The organism is Pantoea folii (assembly GCF_056678875.1).
Window position 1 is genome coordinate 38,538 of record NZ_JBWXON010000012.1, and the last position, 14,951, is coordinate 53,488.

16 protein-coding genes and 1 pseudogene are annotated in these 14,951 nt (G+C 49.4%); 13 read left to right on the plus strand and 4 right to left on the minus strand.

Going from position 1 to position 14,951, the window contains the following annotated elements; translation table 11 throughout:
• The 5 genes from AC1MDE_RS14845 to AC1MDE_RS14865 all read left to right on the plus strand — a co-directional run bounded on the left by AC1MDE_RS14845 (position 1) and on the right by AC1MDE_RS14865 (position 6,402).
• The gene (locus tag AC1MDE_RS14845; RefSeq protein ID WP_480344767.1) at positions 1–942 is read left to right on the plus strand and encodes a flavin reductase family protein; all 942 of its coding nucleotides are present in this window, start codon (positions 1–3) and stop codon (positions 940–942) included.
• Positions 939–1,976, plus strand: coding sequence for an LLM class flavin-dependent oxidoreductase (locus AC1MDE_RS14850; protein ID WP_034827619.1), 1,038 nt, complete (start codon positions 939–941; stop codon positions 1,974–1,976). Before AC1MDE_RS14845 ends, AC1MDE_RS14850 begins: the two co-directional genes overlap by 4 nt.
• A gap of 11 nt (positions 1,977–1,987) precedes the next feature.
• Positions 1,988–3,454: an aldehyde dehydrogenase gene (locus AC1MDE_RS14855; protein WP_479397682.1), complete on the plus strand. Its 1,467-nt coding sequence runs from the start codon at positions 1,988–1,990 to the stop codon at positions 3,452–3,454.
• A gap of 273 nt (positions 3,455–3,727) precedes the next feature.
• A complete protein-coding gene (locus AC1MDE_RS14860) occupies positions 3,728–5,128 on the plus strand; it encodes a purine-cytosine permease family protein (RefSeq protein ID WP_480344768.1) in 1,401 nt (466 codons plus the stop codon).
• A 989-nt stretch (positions 5,129–6,117) separates the two neighbouring features.
• Positions 6,118–6,402 carry a hypothetical protein gene (locus tag AC1MDE_RS14865; RefSeq protein ID WP_479403015.1) on the plus strand — a complete coding sequence of 95 codons (285 nt, stop codon included), beginning with the start codon at positions 6,118–6,120 and terminating at the stop codon, positions 6,400–6,402.
• Between the two features lie 547 nt (positions 6,403–6,949).
• On the opposite strand, the gene AC1MDE_RS14870 is transcribed toward AC1MDE_RS14865, so the two are convergent.
• From AC1MDE_RS14870 to AC1MDE_RS14880, 3 genes are all read right to left on the minus strand, one after another.
• Positions 6,950–7,072, minus strand: coding sequence for a hypothetical protein (locus AC1MDE_RS14870; RefSeq protein ID WP_479397684.1), 123 nt, complete (start codon positions 7,070–7,072; stop codon positions 6,950–6,952).
• Positions 7,073–7,138: 66 nt separating this feature from the next.
• Entirely contained in the window at positions 7,139–7,909 is a 771-nt protein-coding gene (locus tag AC1MDE_RS14875; protein ID WP_479397685.1) for a hypothetical protein, read from the minus strand.
• The gene (locus AC1MDE_RS14880; protein ID WP_479397686.1) at positions 7,909–8,106 is read right to left on the minus strand and encodes a hypothetical protein; all 198 of its coding nucleotides are present in this window, start codon (positions 8,104–8,106) and stop codon (positions 7,909–7,911) included. The genes AC1MDE_RS14875 and AC1MDE_RS14880 overlap by 1 nt, the downstream gene beginning before the upstream one ends.
• Before the next feature lie 825 nt (positions 8,107–8,931).
• On the opposite strand from AC1MDE_RS14880, the gene AC1MDE_RS14885 reads away from it, so the two are divergent.
• The 8 genes from AC1MDE_RS14885 (at position 8,932) to AC1MDE_RS14920 (ending at position 13,678) form a co-directional block, all read left to right on the plus strand.
• Positions 8,932–9,360 (plus strand): thiol-disulfide oxidoreductase DCC family protein, encoded by a 429-nt coding sequence (locus AC1MDE_RS14885; RefSeq protein ID WP_479397687.1) that lies wholly within the window; start codon positions 8,932–8,934, stop codon positions 9,358–9,360.
• 497 nt (positions 9,361–9,857) lie between these two features.
• Entirely contained in the window at positions 9,858–10,280 is a 423-nt protein-coding gene (locus AC1MDE_RS14890) for a hypothetical protein (protein ID WP_479397688.1), read from the plus strand.
• Positions 10,281–10,361: 81 nt separating this feature from the next.
• Positions 10,362–10,604: a hypothetical protein gene (locus AC1MDE_RS14895; protein WP_479397689.1), complete on the plus strand. Its 243-nt coding sequence runs from the start codon at positions 10,362–10,364 to the stop codon at positions 10,602–10,604.
• Between the two features lie 238 nt (positions 10,605–10,842).
• On the plus strand, positions 10,843–11,097 hold the full coding sequence (locus AC1MDE_RS14900; RefSeq protein ID WP_479397690.1) for a hypothetical protein: 255 nt from the start codon (positions 10,843–10,845) through the stop codon (positions 11,095–11,097).
• 833 nt (positions 11,098–11,930) lie between these two features.
• A complete protein-coding gene (gene ycgZ, locus AC1MDE_RS14905) occupies positions 11,931–12,173 on the plus strand; it encodes a regulatory protein YcgZ (RefSeq protein ID WP_479397691.1) in 243 nt (80 codons plus the stop codon).
• A gap of 142 nt (positions 12,174–12,315) precedes the next feature.
• On the plus strand, positions 12,316–12,609 hold the full coding sequence (locus tag AC1MDE_RS14910) for a hypothetical protein (protein ID WP_479397692.1): 294 nt from the start codon (positions 12,316–12,318) through the stop codon (positions 12,607–12,609).
• Positions 12,610–12,668: 59 nt separating this feature from the next.
• Positions 12,669–12,935 (plus strand): biofilm development regulator YmgB/AriR family protein, encoded by a 267-nt coding sequence (locus tag AC1MDE_RS14915; protein ID WP_479397693.1) that lies wholly within the window; start codon positions 12,669–12,671, stop codon positions 12,933–12,935.
• Between the two features lie 380 nt (positions 12,936–13,315).
• Entirely contained in the window at positions 13,316–13,678 is a 363-nt protein-coding gene (locus AC1MDE_RS14920; protein ID WP_480344769.1) for a hypothetical protein, read from the plus strand.
• Between the two features lie 438 nt (positions 13,679–14,116).
• Here the strand turns inward: AC1MDE_RS14920 and AC1MDE_RS14925 are convergent.
• Positions 14,117–14,713 (minus strand): annotated as a pseudogene (locus AC1MDE_RS14925) (MFS transporter); the annotation flags it as partial.
• Positions 14,714–14,951: the final 238 nt, after the last annotated feature.

A 14,951-nucleotide genomic window follows, 5' to 3' on the forward strand; every position in this document is an offset into this window, starting at 1 on the left:
ATGGACGCAGATAAACGCAGACAGTTACGCGACGCCTTTGGCGCCTTCATGACCGGGGTCACCGTGGTCACCACCAACGATGCGCAGGGGCAGCCGATTGGTTTTACCGCCAATTCGTTTTCTTCGGTATCGCTCGATCCCGCGCTGCTGCTGGTGAGCATCGATAAGCGCTCCGCCAATTTCGACAACTTCACTCAGTGCCCGCACTTCGCTATTAACATCCTGGCGGAGCAGCAGAAAGAGACGTCGAACATCTTCGCGCAGAAGATTGCCGATCGCTTCTCATTGGTGAAGTGGCGTAAAGGGGAGTTCAACACGCCGCTGCTGGATGACAGCTCCGCCTGGTTTGAATGCGCGATGCATCAGGTGGTGGATGCCGGTGACCACGCGATCCTGATCGGCAGAGTTGAGCAGTTCGATTCCTGCGGCACCCCGGGGCTGGGCTACTATCGCGGCGCCTACTTCACGCCTTATCAGAATGCCGAATCCCTGATTGCCGGTCCTAACGTGGTGGTCAGTGCGTTGATTGAATCGGCGGGTCAGGCGCTAGTGGTGAAAAAAGAGAATGGTTATGGCCTGCCGTCGCAAACGGTGAATAACCGCAGCGTCAGTAAAACCCTGAAGCAGGTGTTCGATGGACTCAACATCGAAGCCAGCCCGGGTTTTGTCTACTCCATTTGGGAAGACCGCCAGAAGAAACAGCAGCATATCGTGTTCCTCTGCGCGCAACCGACTGGCAGCACCTTGCCAGCGGTGCAGCAGGGCGAATGGGTGGATGTCCACACGCTGGCACAACTGCCGGTGCCGGACAGCGCGTTGAAATCGCTGGTCGATAGGTTTATCCGCGAAAATGCCGTCGGTAATTACGGGCTTTATTACGGCGATGAAGTTGAGGGCTCAGTGCGCCACTTCTTTACTCCGTCTCATCAGGAGGTGGTATGAAACTTTCCCTGTTCCTGCATATGGAGCGCGTGTCAGCGGATGACGCGCAGGACCAGCTGTACGATGAAATGATGGAACTGTGTGAAATCGCGGATAAAGGCGGTTTGCACGCTATATGGACCGGCGAACACCATGGTATGAACTTCACCATTGCGCCGAACCCATTTATCAATCTGGTGGATATCGCCAGCCGCACGCAAAACGTGCGTCTGGGCACTGGCACCATCATTGCGCCATTCACCCATCCGATCCGCCTGGCGGGCGAAGCGGCAATGACGGACTTGATCACCAAAGGGCGTCTGGATCTCGGGATTGCACGCGGTGCGTACTCCTATGAATACGAGCGTCTGATGCCGGGAATGGATGCCTGGGAAGCGGGCCAGCGTATGCGTGAGCTGGTTCCGGCGGTGAAAGCGTTGTGGAAAGGGGATTACGAACACAAGGGTGAATTCTGGAATTTCCCGTCCACGACGTCATCACCGCAGCCAAAACAGCAGCCTCATCCGCCAATCTGGGTCGCCGCCCGCGATCCGAACAGTCATGAGTTTGCGGTGAAGAACGGTTGCAACGTGCAGTGTACGCCGTTGCATCAAGGGGAAGAGGAGATCACGCGTCTGATCACCACCTTTAAAGACGCGTGCCGTGAATACGCACCCGATCAGCCGCTGAAGATCATGCTGCTGCAGCATGGATTCGTTGCCGAGGATGAGGCAGATGCGCAGCAAGCCGCTGTTGAGCTCAATCGTTTTTATAACTACTTCGGCGCCTGGTTCAAGAACGAGCGCCCGGTAGAGCAAGGCTTGATTAAGCCGCTGACAGAAGAAGAGATCGCGGCGAACACCTATTACAGCGTGGAAGGGATGCGGAAAAATCTGGCGATCGGTAATCCTGACCAGGTGATCGCGCGCCTGAAAAACTATGAGGCGATGGGCTACGATGAGTACGCCTTGTGGCTGGACAGCGGTATGACCTTCGAGCGCAAAAAAGCCTCGCTGGAACGCTTTATTCAACACGTTGCACCTGCATTTCACTAAGCGGAGACGTCATGGAATCCTTCAAACTCTACATCGATGGCCAATTTGACGCGGGTGCAGCGACTTTTACCTCGCTGAACCCGGCCACCGCTGAGCCTTGGGCCAATATAGCCGAAGCGCGCAGCGAGCAAACCGACCGCGCGGTCCAGGCGGCGGCTCGTGCTTTTGAATCTGACGTGTGGCGTGGATTAACCGCCGGTGCGCGCGGCAAATTGCTGTTGAAGCTGGCGGATTTGATTGAACGCGATGCGCCGAAGCTGGCACGCCTGGAAACACTCGATACCGGCAAAATCATCCGTGAAACCCAGGCGCAGATAGCCTATGTGGCGGAATACTATCGCTTCTATGCCGGACTGGCCGACAAGATGGACGGCGCCACGCTCAGCATCGACAAAGCCGATATGGAAACCTGGATCAAACGCGAGCCGGTGGGGGTGGTTGCGGCGATTATTCCCTGGAACAGTCAGCTGTTTCTATCAGCGGTAAAAATCGGGCCTGCCATCGCGGCCGGCTGTACGGTGGTGGTGAAAGCGGCAGAAGTTGCTCCGACGCCACTGCTGGCCTTTGCGGAGTTGGTGCATGAGGCCGGTTTCCCGGCTGGCGTCATCAACGTGATTACTGGGTTTGCCGAAGGATGTGGCACGGTGCTGACACAGCATCCGCTGGTTGATCACATTGCCTTTACCGGCGGAGCAGACACCGCTCGCCATATTATTCGCAACAGTGCAGAAAACCTGGCGAGTACCTCCCTGGAATTAGGCGGGAAATCCCCGTTTATTGTGTTTTCTGATGCTGATTTAGACAGTGCAGCCAATGCGCAGGTGGCCGCCATCTTCTCTGCCTCAGGACAGAGCTGTGTGGCGGGATCGCGTCTGCTCGTGGATGAGCAGATTAAAGATGCCTTTATTGAAAAGCTCACCAGCAAAGTGCGCGGCATTGTGATTGGTTGCCCGCAACAGCAGGAGACGCAGTTTGGTCCACTTTGTACCGCGCGGCAGAAAAGCAATATCGAGCAGGTAGTGAGTCGCAGTATTGAGCAGGGTGCGCGTCTGGTGATCGGCAATCAGCCGATTGATCGCCCTGGTTTCTATTATCCGCCCACCATTCTGGATTGCAGCGCCGTGCCAAATGCGGAAAGCGTGGTGCAGGAGCTGTTTGGACCGGTGTTGTCAGTGCTGACGTTTAAAGATGAAGCCGACGCGATTCGTCTAGCCAACGGCACAGAGTATGGTCTGGCGGCAGGCGTATTCACCCAGAATCTGACTCGCGCCCATCGTGTCACGCGTAAGTTGCGTAGCGGCGTGGTGTGGCTGAATACTTATCGCGTGGTTTCACCGCTGGCGCCATTTGGCGGCTACGGTAAGTCCGGCTTTGGTCGCGAAGGCGGCATTGACGCGGCGCTGGAATACACCACGACGAAAACTGTCTGGCTGCGAACCAGCGATGAGCCGATTAGCGATCCCTTTATTATGCGCTGAGGGGTTAAGGTGCGCTGACATGCGCACCTTGCGGGAATCTGGTTTGCATTTATCAATGCGCACTCTAACAGAAATAACGTTGGAATTTTCAGCGTCGTTATTTATGACGACCGTCACAGGTACAGTTGTTAAGCATTAAATAGCACCGGGAGTCTTACCGCCAATTCTTTAATAAGAAGACGAAAAACCATTCGTCGGGATGGCTGTGGCTTTTTTTCGCGAGGAAGGTTTTACCCACATTAAAAAACAATCCCATTTTGAGAATTGGAGGGTATGGTGAATACACAACCACGTCAGAGTCAAATTATAGAAAATAAGTCAGTGGATTATGTCCCGGAATCGGAACGCCACGGTAAATCACACAGTTTATTTACTTTGTGGTTCTGTACCAACATTGCACCGTTGGCGGTAGTCAGCGGCGCGATTGCCACCGAAACGTTTCATCTGAATGTTATTTCCGCATTAACCGCGATTATTGCCGGTCATCTGTTTGGCGGGATCTTCCTTGCGTTAACCTCTGCGCAAGGGCCCAAAGTCGGCATTCCACAAATGGTGCAGAGCCGCGCGCAATTTGGTCGCTACGGTTCGCTGCTGGTGATTAGCTTTACGACGGTGATTTATCTCGGGTTCTTTATCTCGAATATTTCGCTATCCGGTAAAGTCATCAACAACGTCTTTCCGTCGATGCCGGTAAGCAGTGCCACGGTTATTGGCGCTATTCTTGCCACCGCCATTGGTATCGTCGGTTATCATTTTATCCATCGCATCAATAAAGTCGGTGCATGGATCATGGGTGCGGCGCTGATTTTGGGCCTGGCGCTGATGGTGTCACAACCTTTGCCCGCAGACTTTTGGTCTCGCGGCAGCATGAGTGCAGCAGGGTGGTTTGGCACTTTCTGCATAGGTGCGGTATGGCAAATCAGTTTCTCTCCCTATACCTCTGACTACTCGCGCTATCTGCCCGCCAATGTCGGTATTGCACGCCCGTTTATTGCTACTTATCTGGGCGCTTGTGGTGGCACCATTCTGGCGTTTATCTTCGGTATGATGGCCGTCAATATTGCGCCAACCAGTGATGCCATGATGTCAGTGCGTCATGCGACCGGCTGGCTCGGCCCTATTCTGATGGTGCTGTTCCTGGTCAATATTATCTGCCACAACTCAATGAATCTGTATGGCGCGGTATTATCACTGATCACCGCTGTGCAAACGTTCCATCCACACTGGACGCCGGGTGCCGCGGTGCGTTTAGTGGTGTCATCGCTGGTATTAGTGGGAAGCGTGTTGGTCGCGCTGGCAGCATCACAGAACTTTGTTTCCTTCTTTATCAATTTGATTCTGGCGTTGATTGCGGTATTGGTTCCATGGATTGTGATTAATCTGCTGGATTTCTATTACGTGAATAAGCAGAAATATGATGTTGACGCGATATTTCGTGCTGATGGCGGACGTTATGGATTGCTGAATACTCAGGCGTTGCTGGTCTACTTCGCCGGAATTTTGGTGCAGGTGCCATTTGTTGAGAATGCTTTCTTTTCCGGCCCCTATGCGAATTTAATTCCCGGTGTGGATATTTCATGGATCATCAGTTTTGTGGTGACCAGTATAGCGTATCCTTTATTGCATCGTAAAAGCGAGTCCAGTCTGGTGAGCACCAGGAAAAGTAAGGCGTGAAGAGTGATACCTTAAGGTGAATGCGTTATCGAGCTATTTACAGGAGGAATTCTCCTTGGCTTAATCGGCAGCGTTTGATGGATCGCTATTTATTTTGCAGACCGGCATTAGTAATGTCGGTCTTTCTAAGGTTTTGGTGGCACCATCTACTCCAAGCCTTACCCCCCATGAATGCATTAATTTCACTATTATTCTCCATTATTATGTTAATCCTGGCGCATAAATTTCGTGGGCTTATTGCAATAGCCAGTTTAAAATTTTTTATCCGCAGTTATCGGCAACTAAGTCATAACTGCATCAGAGAGAAATAATCGAAGTTATTAAGGTGGCTTCCTCGCTAACCAATGAAGGGAATGAATTGAATGCCTTCATTTGCACCAGTCGCAGGTGATTAAGCCACTCATTAAATACATCAGCGCCTATCAAAAGGCGGTGGGTAAATCCATATTAGTTACAACACACTCAACTACTATTTCTAACTTTAGTCCGGAGAGAATTCAGAAACTGCGAGCCCCTCTCAGGCCAGACCCGCGCCGTACCCGCACCCCGGTTGCCCCCACTGAACAGCCCGCTCCGCCCGGCCCATAGGGCCGGTAAGTCGTTTAAGGCTTTTTATTGAATGCTGTAACTATTAGGTTCTTCTTTGCTGTCAGTGTTACCGCGGGTTGTTTCTTTCGTCTCCGACCGTCTGACTTCATTGCACCTGAAAGGCCGCTGCTTCAACGGCGGTCGGGCAGGGGGTGTTCTGGCTGGCCGGGAAAGTCCGTAGGAGAATGTATGTATAACGCTGTCAGCGCAGACAGGCAGCATAATGAACATATGCGCTGCGCGTTGCGTGCCATCGGTGAGGCCCGTTTGAAGCAGTCAGTATTTACCTGAATAAATACTATGATGTTTGTTGCTGGCTTCTGATAAAAGTTAAAGTGAGAAAACCAGCGCTGCTGGAGTGAAACTATAATTGATTAAGTTCATTCTAAAAAGGAGCGGCTATGCCTTACTCAGCCACATCTTTAGCGATCCTTCGTTCGATGCGCGACAAGCACAAGTTTCTGTTAAGAGGTGACAGAAGTCATGGGTGTGAAATCAGATACAACCTGATAACTAAGCAAAGAGAAGACAGGTCCGCGTTGAGCTTAATTCCTCTAGAGCGCGCTGGTTTAATCGAGTTCGTATCTGAACCCCTGGACCCAAAGCGTTACTACATCGTAAGAATGACGAAAAAGGGCATTGAATTTTTAGAAGAAAATGATATTCACGCTCAAAAACATAGCTGAGTAAATGTATGTCTACCACTCGATCAAGGTAGCGTTCAAGTTCAGACGGGGCTGTTCAATGTTATCAACGGTAATTGACTACGATAACTCGCAGGTTAAACCCTAGATCCGGATTTTTAACAAAGCTTAAAATATAGTAAGGATAAGGTCACTGTTCAAAAGCGGCACGGTCTGCCAGGACTCAGATTGCTGATAAAACTGTGAAGGCTGTTATTTCAGGGATGTTATAAGGATAGCGTAAGCTCATTTACAGGTTCACATTCAGTTAGTCACAGCAGGTATCAATAAAGCCGGCTGCGTAAAAACAGGTTTAACACCGCAAAAGCATGGCAATAAACTTTGGCAAAGGTTGGACACAGTGTTGCTTTTAAGCGTATCGCGGTTGCGGCCTGAAGACCACATATAATGATAAACAGGATATTGCGCTCAAGTCATTTAAAGAAAAGGCCATAGCATTAAGAATGCATATCAAAGAAACTACCCGGATTTTTACAGACGCAATATGAGGTGTTTAGAATCAGAGTAAGCTGAACACCTTAACACGCAATCAGTCAGGTTGTTTGTCACCTGACTCTGGTGCATTACTTTCGTCATCTTTAGGTTGCTTTTCAGGCGTTTTTTTCTGCGGATTGTAATCAGGATTATCACCCTTAACAGGACGATCGGTCATAGTGCTTTCCTCGTTCAAATTGATGAGTTCTGAGTGTAGTAAAGCGTTCACTGAGGAGCCAAGCGGTCATAGCGACTTATTATCTTTTGCATCCATAGCAAGTGCGCTGGCGCTAGCCGGATCAAACAATGAAAGGCTCTCAATCTGGTCGACCATAATCACCTTACGAAACTCTAACGCTGACTTCGGCTTAGAAGTAAAATCAACGTCATGAATGTGGTACCAGTGGCTATAATTGTGCTCAACAGCAAGGTTGAGCGTGCGAGCGTCCCGATAGCCGCTCAGCATAGGGATGAGCACAATATTGGCAGTACTGGCGTACTCGAAGGTTGCGGCATGAATCATACCAATGTAGATACGTCGTGACTTAAGCGTGACCCAAGCCAGTTCGCCATCTTCCATGCATTGCAGTAGCATTTGTTCGATACCGTTTGAGCGTGACAGACGTTGGTAAAGATCCTTTCGACTGCTTGCAGTCAGACGAGCACTATTAGCCCAGTTTGAACGGTAAACGCAAAAGGTGACGGCAAATGCCAGCATAATCATGACTGGCGCCTGAATGCTCAAAAAGCTCCAGGTCATGAAATCAACATGCCAGCGCGCATGTTGAATTTCCGATAAGCCAAACGCATTATTTAAGGCCGAAGCAGCCAGAAGAAGCAGCCAGATAACCCCTGTCGCCAGGACGCCCTGTAAAACGAAAATGCAGCCGTACAGTGCAATCAGGAAATAAACATCCCACCCAACCGAACGTTTAATCTTTAATCGACTGGACATGTCGCGGCTGGTATACCAGTATCCGCACACCATTAAGACCATGAAAATTGCTGTTCCCATCAGATATCCTTCAATCTTTTGACATGGTCTTGAAAATCTCTTTGCACTTCTGGGCTTAAAGGATTTACCGACGCATTTCCATCTTCATCAATAATGATGCGGTCACCTTCCTCAATGGACTCTTTCATATCCTGCTGACTCATGACCTGTAAAAGAGATTCGGGGCTGCTGAAAAGAGATGAGAGAAAACGAAGCATAATAAGTTCCGTAAATTATTATTGCGTTTAGTATGAATGATAATGACAGAAATGCGCTCCAATACTGATCTGCATAAGTTGAAATGTCCTGATTCAGAGTAATCCGCATGTTCAAAGCGAAACCATTATAACTCTTCACATTAAGGAAATAAGATAACGGTTGACATTGCAATTGCGCGAAATGTCATTCGAGAAAAAATACAGAGATAAATATACGCGTACATATGACTACACAATAATCAACACCACAGCTATATCTTTACGCTAAGGGACATTTCATTCCATGGTTAAAGCCTCCTCGCAGGTTACCCCGGGAGAAGCCACGGTGGATGTTTTTATCCTCGATAGTTCCTGCTAACGACGTTTAATAATGATTGTTTAGAGGTAACTGCCACTACAGAACTCACCTGTTATTTACGCTTCGGATGCCAAGGTATCATTCAGGTTCAGCAGGGCGCATGCCGTTCTGGGCAAACTGATGTATGGCTACGGATATCCGCAGGGAATGTCAGCCAGCCTGAGTGAGGTGCAGTCTGCTGCTCAGATTATGTATTACGGCGGTGACCTTGCTGAACTCTTACTGATTACGGGACTGTTTGCGGCCTGGTTCAGGCATCGCAGCACCTTACCTGAACTTCTGCTAGTCAGAGAGGCTGACACTTTCGATGACAGGTGATGATTTACAGTAAGCGGGCCTATGGCCCACCTGAGCTTTGCTCAAGCTGTCTGATGAGTGCGAGGCTGCTAAGCTTTCAGTTGAGGATTACCACTTTAAACCCGAATACGGGGTTAATTCCCTCCTATACCATGAATGATTAGGATACTATGCAGCAACCTTTTCCGATTTTGACACCCGGCGACCAGGTGGTTATCTACGACGGCGTTTGTAAACTGTGTAATGCGTGGGTTCGTTTTTTATTGTCTCACCGCCTGCCTCCGTATGTAAGATTTACGCCGGTACAGAGCGAGGAAGGGAGAGCTTTGCTGGAGCATCTCGGTCTGTCAGCAGACAGTATCCACACGATTGTCCTTTCCGATGGGCAGCATCACTGGCTTCGTTCAGAGGCTATCTTCCGTATTATGCGCTTTCTTCCAGGGCCCTGGCGGCTTTTGGGTCTGCTGCATTTTCTGCCTCTGGCGGTGACTGACACCCTCTACAATCTTGTCGCCCGAAACCGGTATCGTATATTTGGTCGCTACGATTCCTTGCTTTCCCCTGAGCCTGATCGCCCAGGCCGTTTTTTAAACCAATAAATATTTCCCCAGCCCTTTATCAGGCCCCCTTTATCTTTTGTGGGTCGAATAGCCTTAGATCTTCTGCCGACCTGAAGATGCGAATGCGCGATCATGTTTTTTTAAAACCGGCCAGGATGAGAATGAATTTGCTGAGACACATCGTGTCAAAACCACGCCACGAACCTTGATTCTGGTTCTATCACTGGTGGGTATGCTCACTTAAGCCCCCTTTTGGTAAGCTTTTGATAAATAATGACGAATGATATTATCGTCCCGTGGTGTTTTAAATCCAACCCGGTCGCTTCCCTGTTATCACTACGCTCTCTTTTTGCCTGAACACGATCTCACTGACATGAGCTGTCATTGCCAGCCCGGGGCTGAAGTCGGCAAGTGGATTACACTCGTAAAGTTGTATAAATATTGCACCTTTTGTATCAATTATCTTTGTAAGGGTTCACACTGATTACTTATCCGGGTTCACCCCGGGCTATTCACCCCATTGAGGGGGGCATATCATGCCTTACCATTCTACTGAAACCGTCTGCGGTATTACCGGGACGCTCCCTGGCACGCTGCGTAACTGGCGCCGTGCAGGCCTTATTACTGCTCCAGAGCAGCCTGATGGTTACAGCCTGGGACAACTAAGCCGTATATTTACCGTGCTCGATATGACGTCTCGCGGTGATACGCTTCGTGAAATTGTCCTGCAGCTTAACGGCGTTCCTGGAACACATCGAAGCGGCTGGGAATGCCGTCAGGAAGAACTGAATAATCAGCTGAGTAATCCCTCAGATAAGCTGCTGGAAGCGCGTATACGTCGGGTCGGAAACGACTATTGCGGAGATGATTTTGTTAACTGTTATCTTCGCCCACTTAACCTCTGGCTGCGTACAGACTTGACTGAGGGCGCTGACAAACGGCAGGCTCGTTTTCACTAGGCCGTTATCCGCCACGCCCGCCAGACCATTGCAGCGGCGCACCGGCGGAATACTGTGCCGCTCTTCCTCGAGGCGGTCAGCGTGACTGACCTGACTGAAATCTGGATGGAGGCGATCCGGCTGACCGGTCAGGGCTTCAGGGTCGAGCTGTCAGATGAAGTAACCGGCATACCTTCGAATGCTGCTAACCACTACGAACATCACTTGATGTGGTGCGGAGCGGGTATTTCCCGGTTAATGCACTGGAACTACCGTCATCGGCTCCTTGACGGCCTGCCCGCCATGCTGTGCGGTCCTGACCAGAGGATGCAGACAGCGGCCTGACAGAACTTTAAGCCTCTCTCTTTTCTGCCAGTGCAGCCAGCTGGCGGATATCAGGCCGGGTGACAAACATGATGTTGACTCATTCGTGCATTCCCGTCATTAGGTGCATTCACTCCATAACATATTCTGCCTTCCCGCTCCAAAGGCCATAACTTTTCGGAATAATGTCCCGGCACGATTTCCGTCCATGTCTACAGTTAGCCATGAGGTTGTCATTAATCTGAAATGGAGGAGGAGAATGTCTATTCAACACGACGATAAAGGCCACGTTATTATTGGCGAGGCGGCACTCAGCCTGGCATTAGCTGAACGGGAAATCAGCGTGCTTTCACTGATCGTCCAGCTGGAGCGCATGGCTGAAGCCGGTAGCAGCATAGCCCGGCGTTCTGAAATTTTTGCGGCCAGTGAGTGGCTGAAGAGTTTTAAGGATCCTGGTCATGCTGTGAAGCATGTGCCTTACCTGCAGACCCTTGCGGGCTTTAACGACGAGTAGAAATGACACCATAGGACGTGTCCGGCTCTGGCCGGAAAGCGACGACGAAGATGACCTCATCGGTCACGTGCAAACGTGTACCGGCCGGAGAAACTGTCACGGACGACACTCCCGGATGCACATCACCCGCAGTGGAGTGCCGGGATCAAAACAATATAATTCACGCATTGTCGGCAATACCCAGCTTGTCCGCAACTGACAGATTTCAGGTGCTTTGTCAATGATAAGGTAAAAGGTAAGAAATTGATAAACTTCAGCGTCTGGCCCCTTTCTCTGTCACAACGGCATTGCTGCAGGAGGCTAGCCGAACACCCCAGCATAAGCCCCGAAAGAGCAAACGCCGCACAGGATGACCGATACAGCAGCGGCAGCAAGCGTATATTTTTTCATTTTCTGATTCCTTAAATTCCCATTGTAACTTCCAGCCTGGCAGCTATTTCCGCTCTGTAAACCTTCGCAGTGATTCCAGGACGAATCCTTTCTGCCTAAACGTTACGCTAAAAATGGAGGCAGTGAAGAACTGCCCGCGTTTCCTGGCAAAATTTTTCTTCTCTGCAACGCAGTTAAAGGTCTCCGGATGAAAAGTAACTGCCTGCAGATAGTAAACCTGTACAGACATATAGCGGTGCAGAGAACTGTCTCTAAATTTTTTCAGCGAATAACTTAAAGAACATCATTCCATAGAATTCAGTAGCTCAGATGACAACAAAGGACTTAAACCACACTTTTTGCAAAAATAATAAAGGGGACCTTTTAATATATTTTGTACAAATTTGCAGTAAATCGTACAACTTTCATTCACCTCTCTGACCAGTTCTTTGGAGGATCCACTAATGCGCCAGAATCGACACGCACCAAACTCTTCTGAAGCAATCGCTCAGTATTTCACTAAGGCATCTCTGCCTTCCCAGCAGGAAACGCTCGGACAAATTGTGGTAGAAATCCTCAGGGAAGGCCGTAGCCTGAACCGTAAGTCACTCTGCACAAAACTACTTCGCCGCATTGAACACTCATCAGATCCTGAAGAAGAGCAGCTTCATCATCTGAACGGCCTGCTTTTTGAACGCCAAAGCTGAATAATCAGTTAAAAACAGTATTGTTGGGTGCCAATATTAAGCTGCGCACGCGTAAAGATAATGGCACCTTTTCAGGCATTTAAGCATCGCTCACTAATTTTTAGCTTGTGATGTAAGTATCAGGTAGTAATCAGAGAAATTCATGAATCGTAGTAACCAGCAACAAGCTATTGATGAAATAATTGGTGAAGCCGCTTTCGCTTTACTTCAGGATGGCGGCGCCATTAATCTGCGCGCTCTGATTGTTCAGTTAAATGAGATGCAGAGGTCTGCTGATGATGTGCAAAGGCAGACTCTCATCTTGCTCGCCCTTGCTGAAATAAGACAAAGCCGGAAAGAGGGTGGTGCTCTTCCAAAGATTCGAAATGAAAGTACGGATAACGGGCTTTCACATTTTTCCGAAGTAGGGATTTCGCCCACTAACCGGAAGCATTAATCACAGCATTTTGCTGTATGGATTATAATCACCCTGACTCAGACATATGGAAATACAGCATGCAGATGCCTGAAGAAAATTTTAACCCTATTACTGACCGTGAACTGGCCGATCATATACTGAACGTGGGAGCCGAACAGAATGAAGAGGCCGCGGTGCTGGGACTCGTCATCCGCAGCCTGATGGCCACTGAAGGCAAGGTCAGCAATAAGGCAATTATTCTCAGCCTGGTTGGCGCGCTAGAATCAACGCACGACGCTCAGCAGGCCGACTTACTGCGAAGGACGCTGGAAATTGTCGTTGCCCATACACCTGAAGACGCATGATCTGGTATATCAACGCTTACCCAGAACTGAACGATTAGTCGCGCTAAAATTAGCAATTATGTAGTCCTCTATTCTTCCGGCCATTCAAAATGGCCGTAGAGAATAGAGGAATGTTTTTAGCCACGGTTAATCTTCCATTCGGATCCGGTTTGCTGAATTCTTCCCCTACTTACAGTCATAAAATTCATTAATTCTTGCCCGCAGGGCTGAAATACATTATCCCGCAAGGCAACAGACTGAATCTAATGCTATATTTTCCCAACTGAAATGTTTCAGGCAAAGCGTGAAAAGGTCAGCAGTAAAGCAGTTGGCCGCATGTTATTCCCTGCGAAGGATCGTTGGCCGCCACCCTTCGCAGTTAACCAGCAGCCGGAGGGCTTATGAAAAACCAACTGCTCAGCTATGACGATGTGTTCAGGATGGTGCGCCAGCACTGTCTGCTGAGATTTCCGCAGCAGGCTGACTGCCATCCTCAGATAACGGTTAATGCTTACCTGAAATCAGCGGGTTCGTCGCTGCATGCCCCGGCTCCCGGTCTGAACTTCAGCCATCGCACTGACGACGTTATCTCTGATTTCGACAGGTTTATAATCGGGGATCAGAACAGGGAAGCCCTGTTTGCGGACATTACCGACATGGTGCGATGGATGGCGGATAACGGTTACCTGCAGTCAGGCGGGGAAGAAGATGCAACGTATTACCCTTCGGATAAGCTATTGCGATCACCCTCGCTTATCTTCTGAATAATACCTTTGCAATATGGCATAAAAAAACCGGGCCTTGCGAGTGCCCGGTTTGCAAAAACGATTGCAAAAATGAAGCCATTCGGAGATTGGTAGCTTTTACAGGCAGGTATCCTGTATTTATGATGATAGGTTAACCCTGCGGAAAAGCATGCGAAGCGGCTGGAGACCCAATGCGCCGCGCATCACAGCCAGAGCTGTTGCGGTTGGTGAGGGTAGGGTGAGAGATATGACGAAACCGTTTTACGCTATCAGAGCGATGCGGGAAAGATAACTCAGGTCCGTTTCACCACCTGCTTTCAGATGCATTATTTCCCCTCAATAGTTATAGCGACGAAGAGCTAATCAAATCATAAACCCGGCTATTGCGGAATATTACTGCACCGTACGGCTTAGCCGCACGGGAATGAACAATGAATGCAACGCTGACCTTGACCGTCAGGTCGTTGTCGCAGCTTCAGCTGTGTTCTCACCAAAATGTTCACGCATGTGTGTTTCGATCTCTTCGAGCGTCTTTCCACGCGTCTCAGGCAACATAACCGTGACAAACACCAGCGATACCACATTGATTGCAGCAAAGATGAAGAACGCATTATTACCCACCAGCGAAAGTAATGGCGGAAACGCCAGCGCAACAGTAGCGTTGCATATCCACTGAAACGCCACCGCTGACCCCGTTAGCACGCCACGAACTTTCATCGGGAAAAGTTCAGACATGAGTAGCCAGTACACGGGAGAAATGCACATCTGCATTAAGAAAAGGAAGACCAGGATACAGCCCAGCGCCAGCAAGCTTTGAACAAGGCTATGCGGCATCAACACCAGAACAGCCCCTAGCGCCAGTTGCATTCCAATCACGACTGACAGGCCTGTTATCAGCATCGGACGGCGGCCGAACTGGCTGATTGCTTTGATGCCTGCGAACGTCGCCATCACGGATACCGCACCGTTTCCTATCGTTGCTGCAATCGATGCGCTTGTGCCAAGCCCCGTACTCTTAAGAATGATTGGCGTGTAATACATGAAGGCATTCACGCGAAAGCTATGAGTATAGTCAGATATTGCAAAATGGGATCTTGCTCACAGTATCTTCGGTGCACTTACGACGCTCAGCGGCATGCTTTTTTTATAAAACCGCGCATCGGTTTGGTAAGTAAAACCCCGGATAAATACCGTATCTTTTTTTACTCTTAATTGCTTTTAATACCTCACCAATATTGATTGATATTTACCCACCCATTTAATCGCTCCGCTTAAATATGAAAATTATTTT

Coding starts and splice junctions, on each gene's coding strand:
- AC1MDE_RS14845 (WP_480344767.1), top strand. CDS start 1: ATGGACGCAGATAAACGCAGACAGTTACGCGACGCCTTTGGCGCCTTC.
- AC1MDE_RS14850 (WP_034827619.1), top strand. CDS start 939: ATGAAACTTTCCCTGTTCCTGCATATGGAGCGCGTGTCAGCGGATGAC.
- AC1MDE_RS14855 (WP_479397682.1), top strand. CDS start 1,988: ATGGAATCCTTCAAACTCTACATCGATGGCCAATTTGACGCGGGTGCA.
- AC1MDE_RS14860 (WP_480344768.1), top strand. CDS start 3,728: ATGGTGAATACACAACCACGTCAGAGTCAAATTATAGAAAATAAGTCA.
- AC1MDE_RS14865 (WP_479403015.1), top strand. CDS start 6,118: ATGCCTTACTCAGCCACATCTTTAGCGATCCTTCGTTCGATGCGCGAC.
- AC1MDE_RS14870 (WP_479397684.1), bottom strand. CDS start 7,072: ATGACCGATCGTCCTGTTAAGGGTGATAATCCTGATTACAATCCGCAG.
- AC1MDE_RS14875 (WP_479397685.1), bottom strand. CDS start 7,909: ATGGGAACAGCAATTTTCATGGTCTTAATGGTGTGCGGATACTGGTAT.
- AC1MDE_RS14880 (WP_479397686.1), bottom strand. CDS start 8,106: ATGCTTCGTTTTCTCTCATCTCTTTTCAGCAGCCCCGAATCTCTTTTA.
- AC1MDE_RS14885 (WP_479397687.1), top strand. CDS start 8,932: ATGCAGCAACCTTTTCCGATTTTGACACCCGGCGACCAGGTGGTTATC.
- AC1MDE_RS14890 (WP_479397688.1), top strand. CDS start 9,858: ATGCCTTACCATTCTACTGAAACCGTCTGCGGTATTACCGGGACGCTC.
- AC1MDE_RS14900 (WP_479397690.1), top strand. CDS start 10,843: ATGTCTATTCAACACGACGATAAAGGCCACGTTATTATTGGCGAGGCG.
- ycgZ (WP_479397691.1), top strand. CDS start 11,931: ATGCGCCAGAATCGACACGCACCAAACTCTTCTGAAGCAATCGCTCAG.
- AC1MDE_RS14910 (WP_479397692.1), top strand. CDS start 12,316: ATGAATCGTAGTAACCAGCAACAAGCTATTGATGAAATAATTGGTGAA.
- AC1MDE_RS14915 (WP_479397693.1), top strand. CDS start 12,669: ATGCAGATGCCTGAAGAAAATTTTAACCCTATTACTGACCGTGAACTG.
- AC1MDE_RS14920 (WP_480344769.1), top strand. CDS start 13,316: ATGAAAAACCAACTGCTCAGCTATGACGATGTGTTCAGGATGGTGCGC.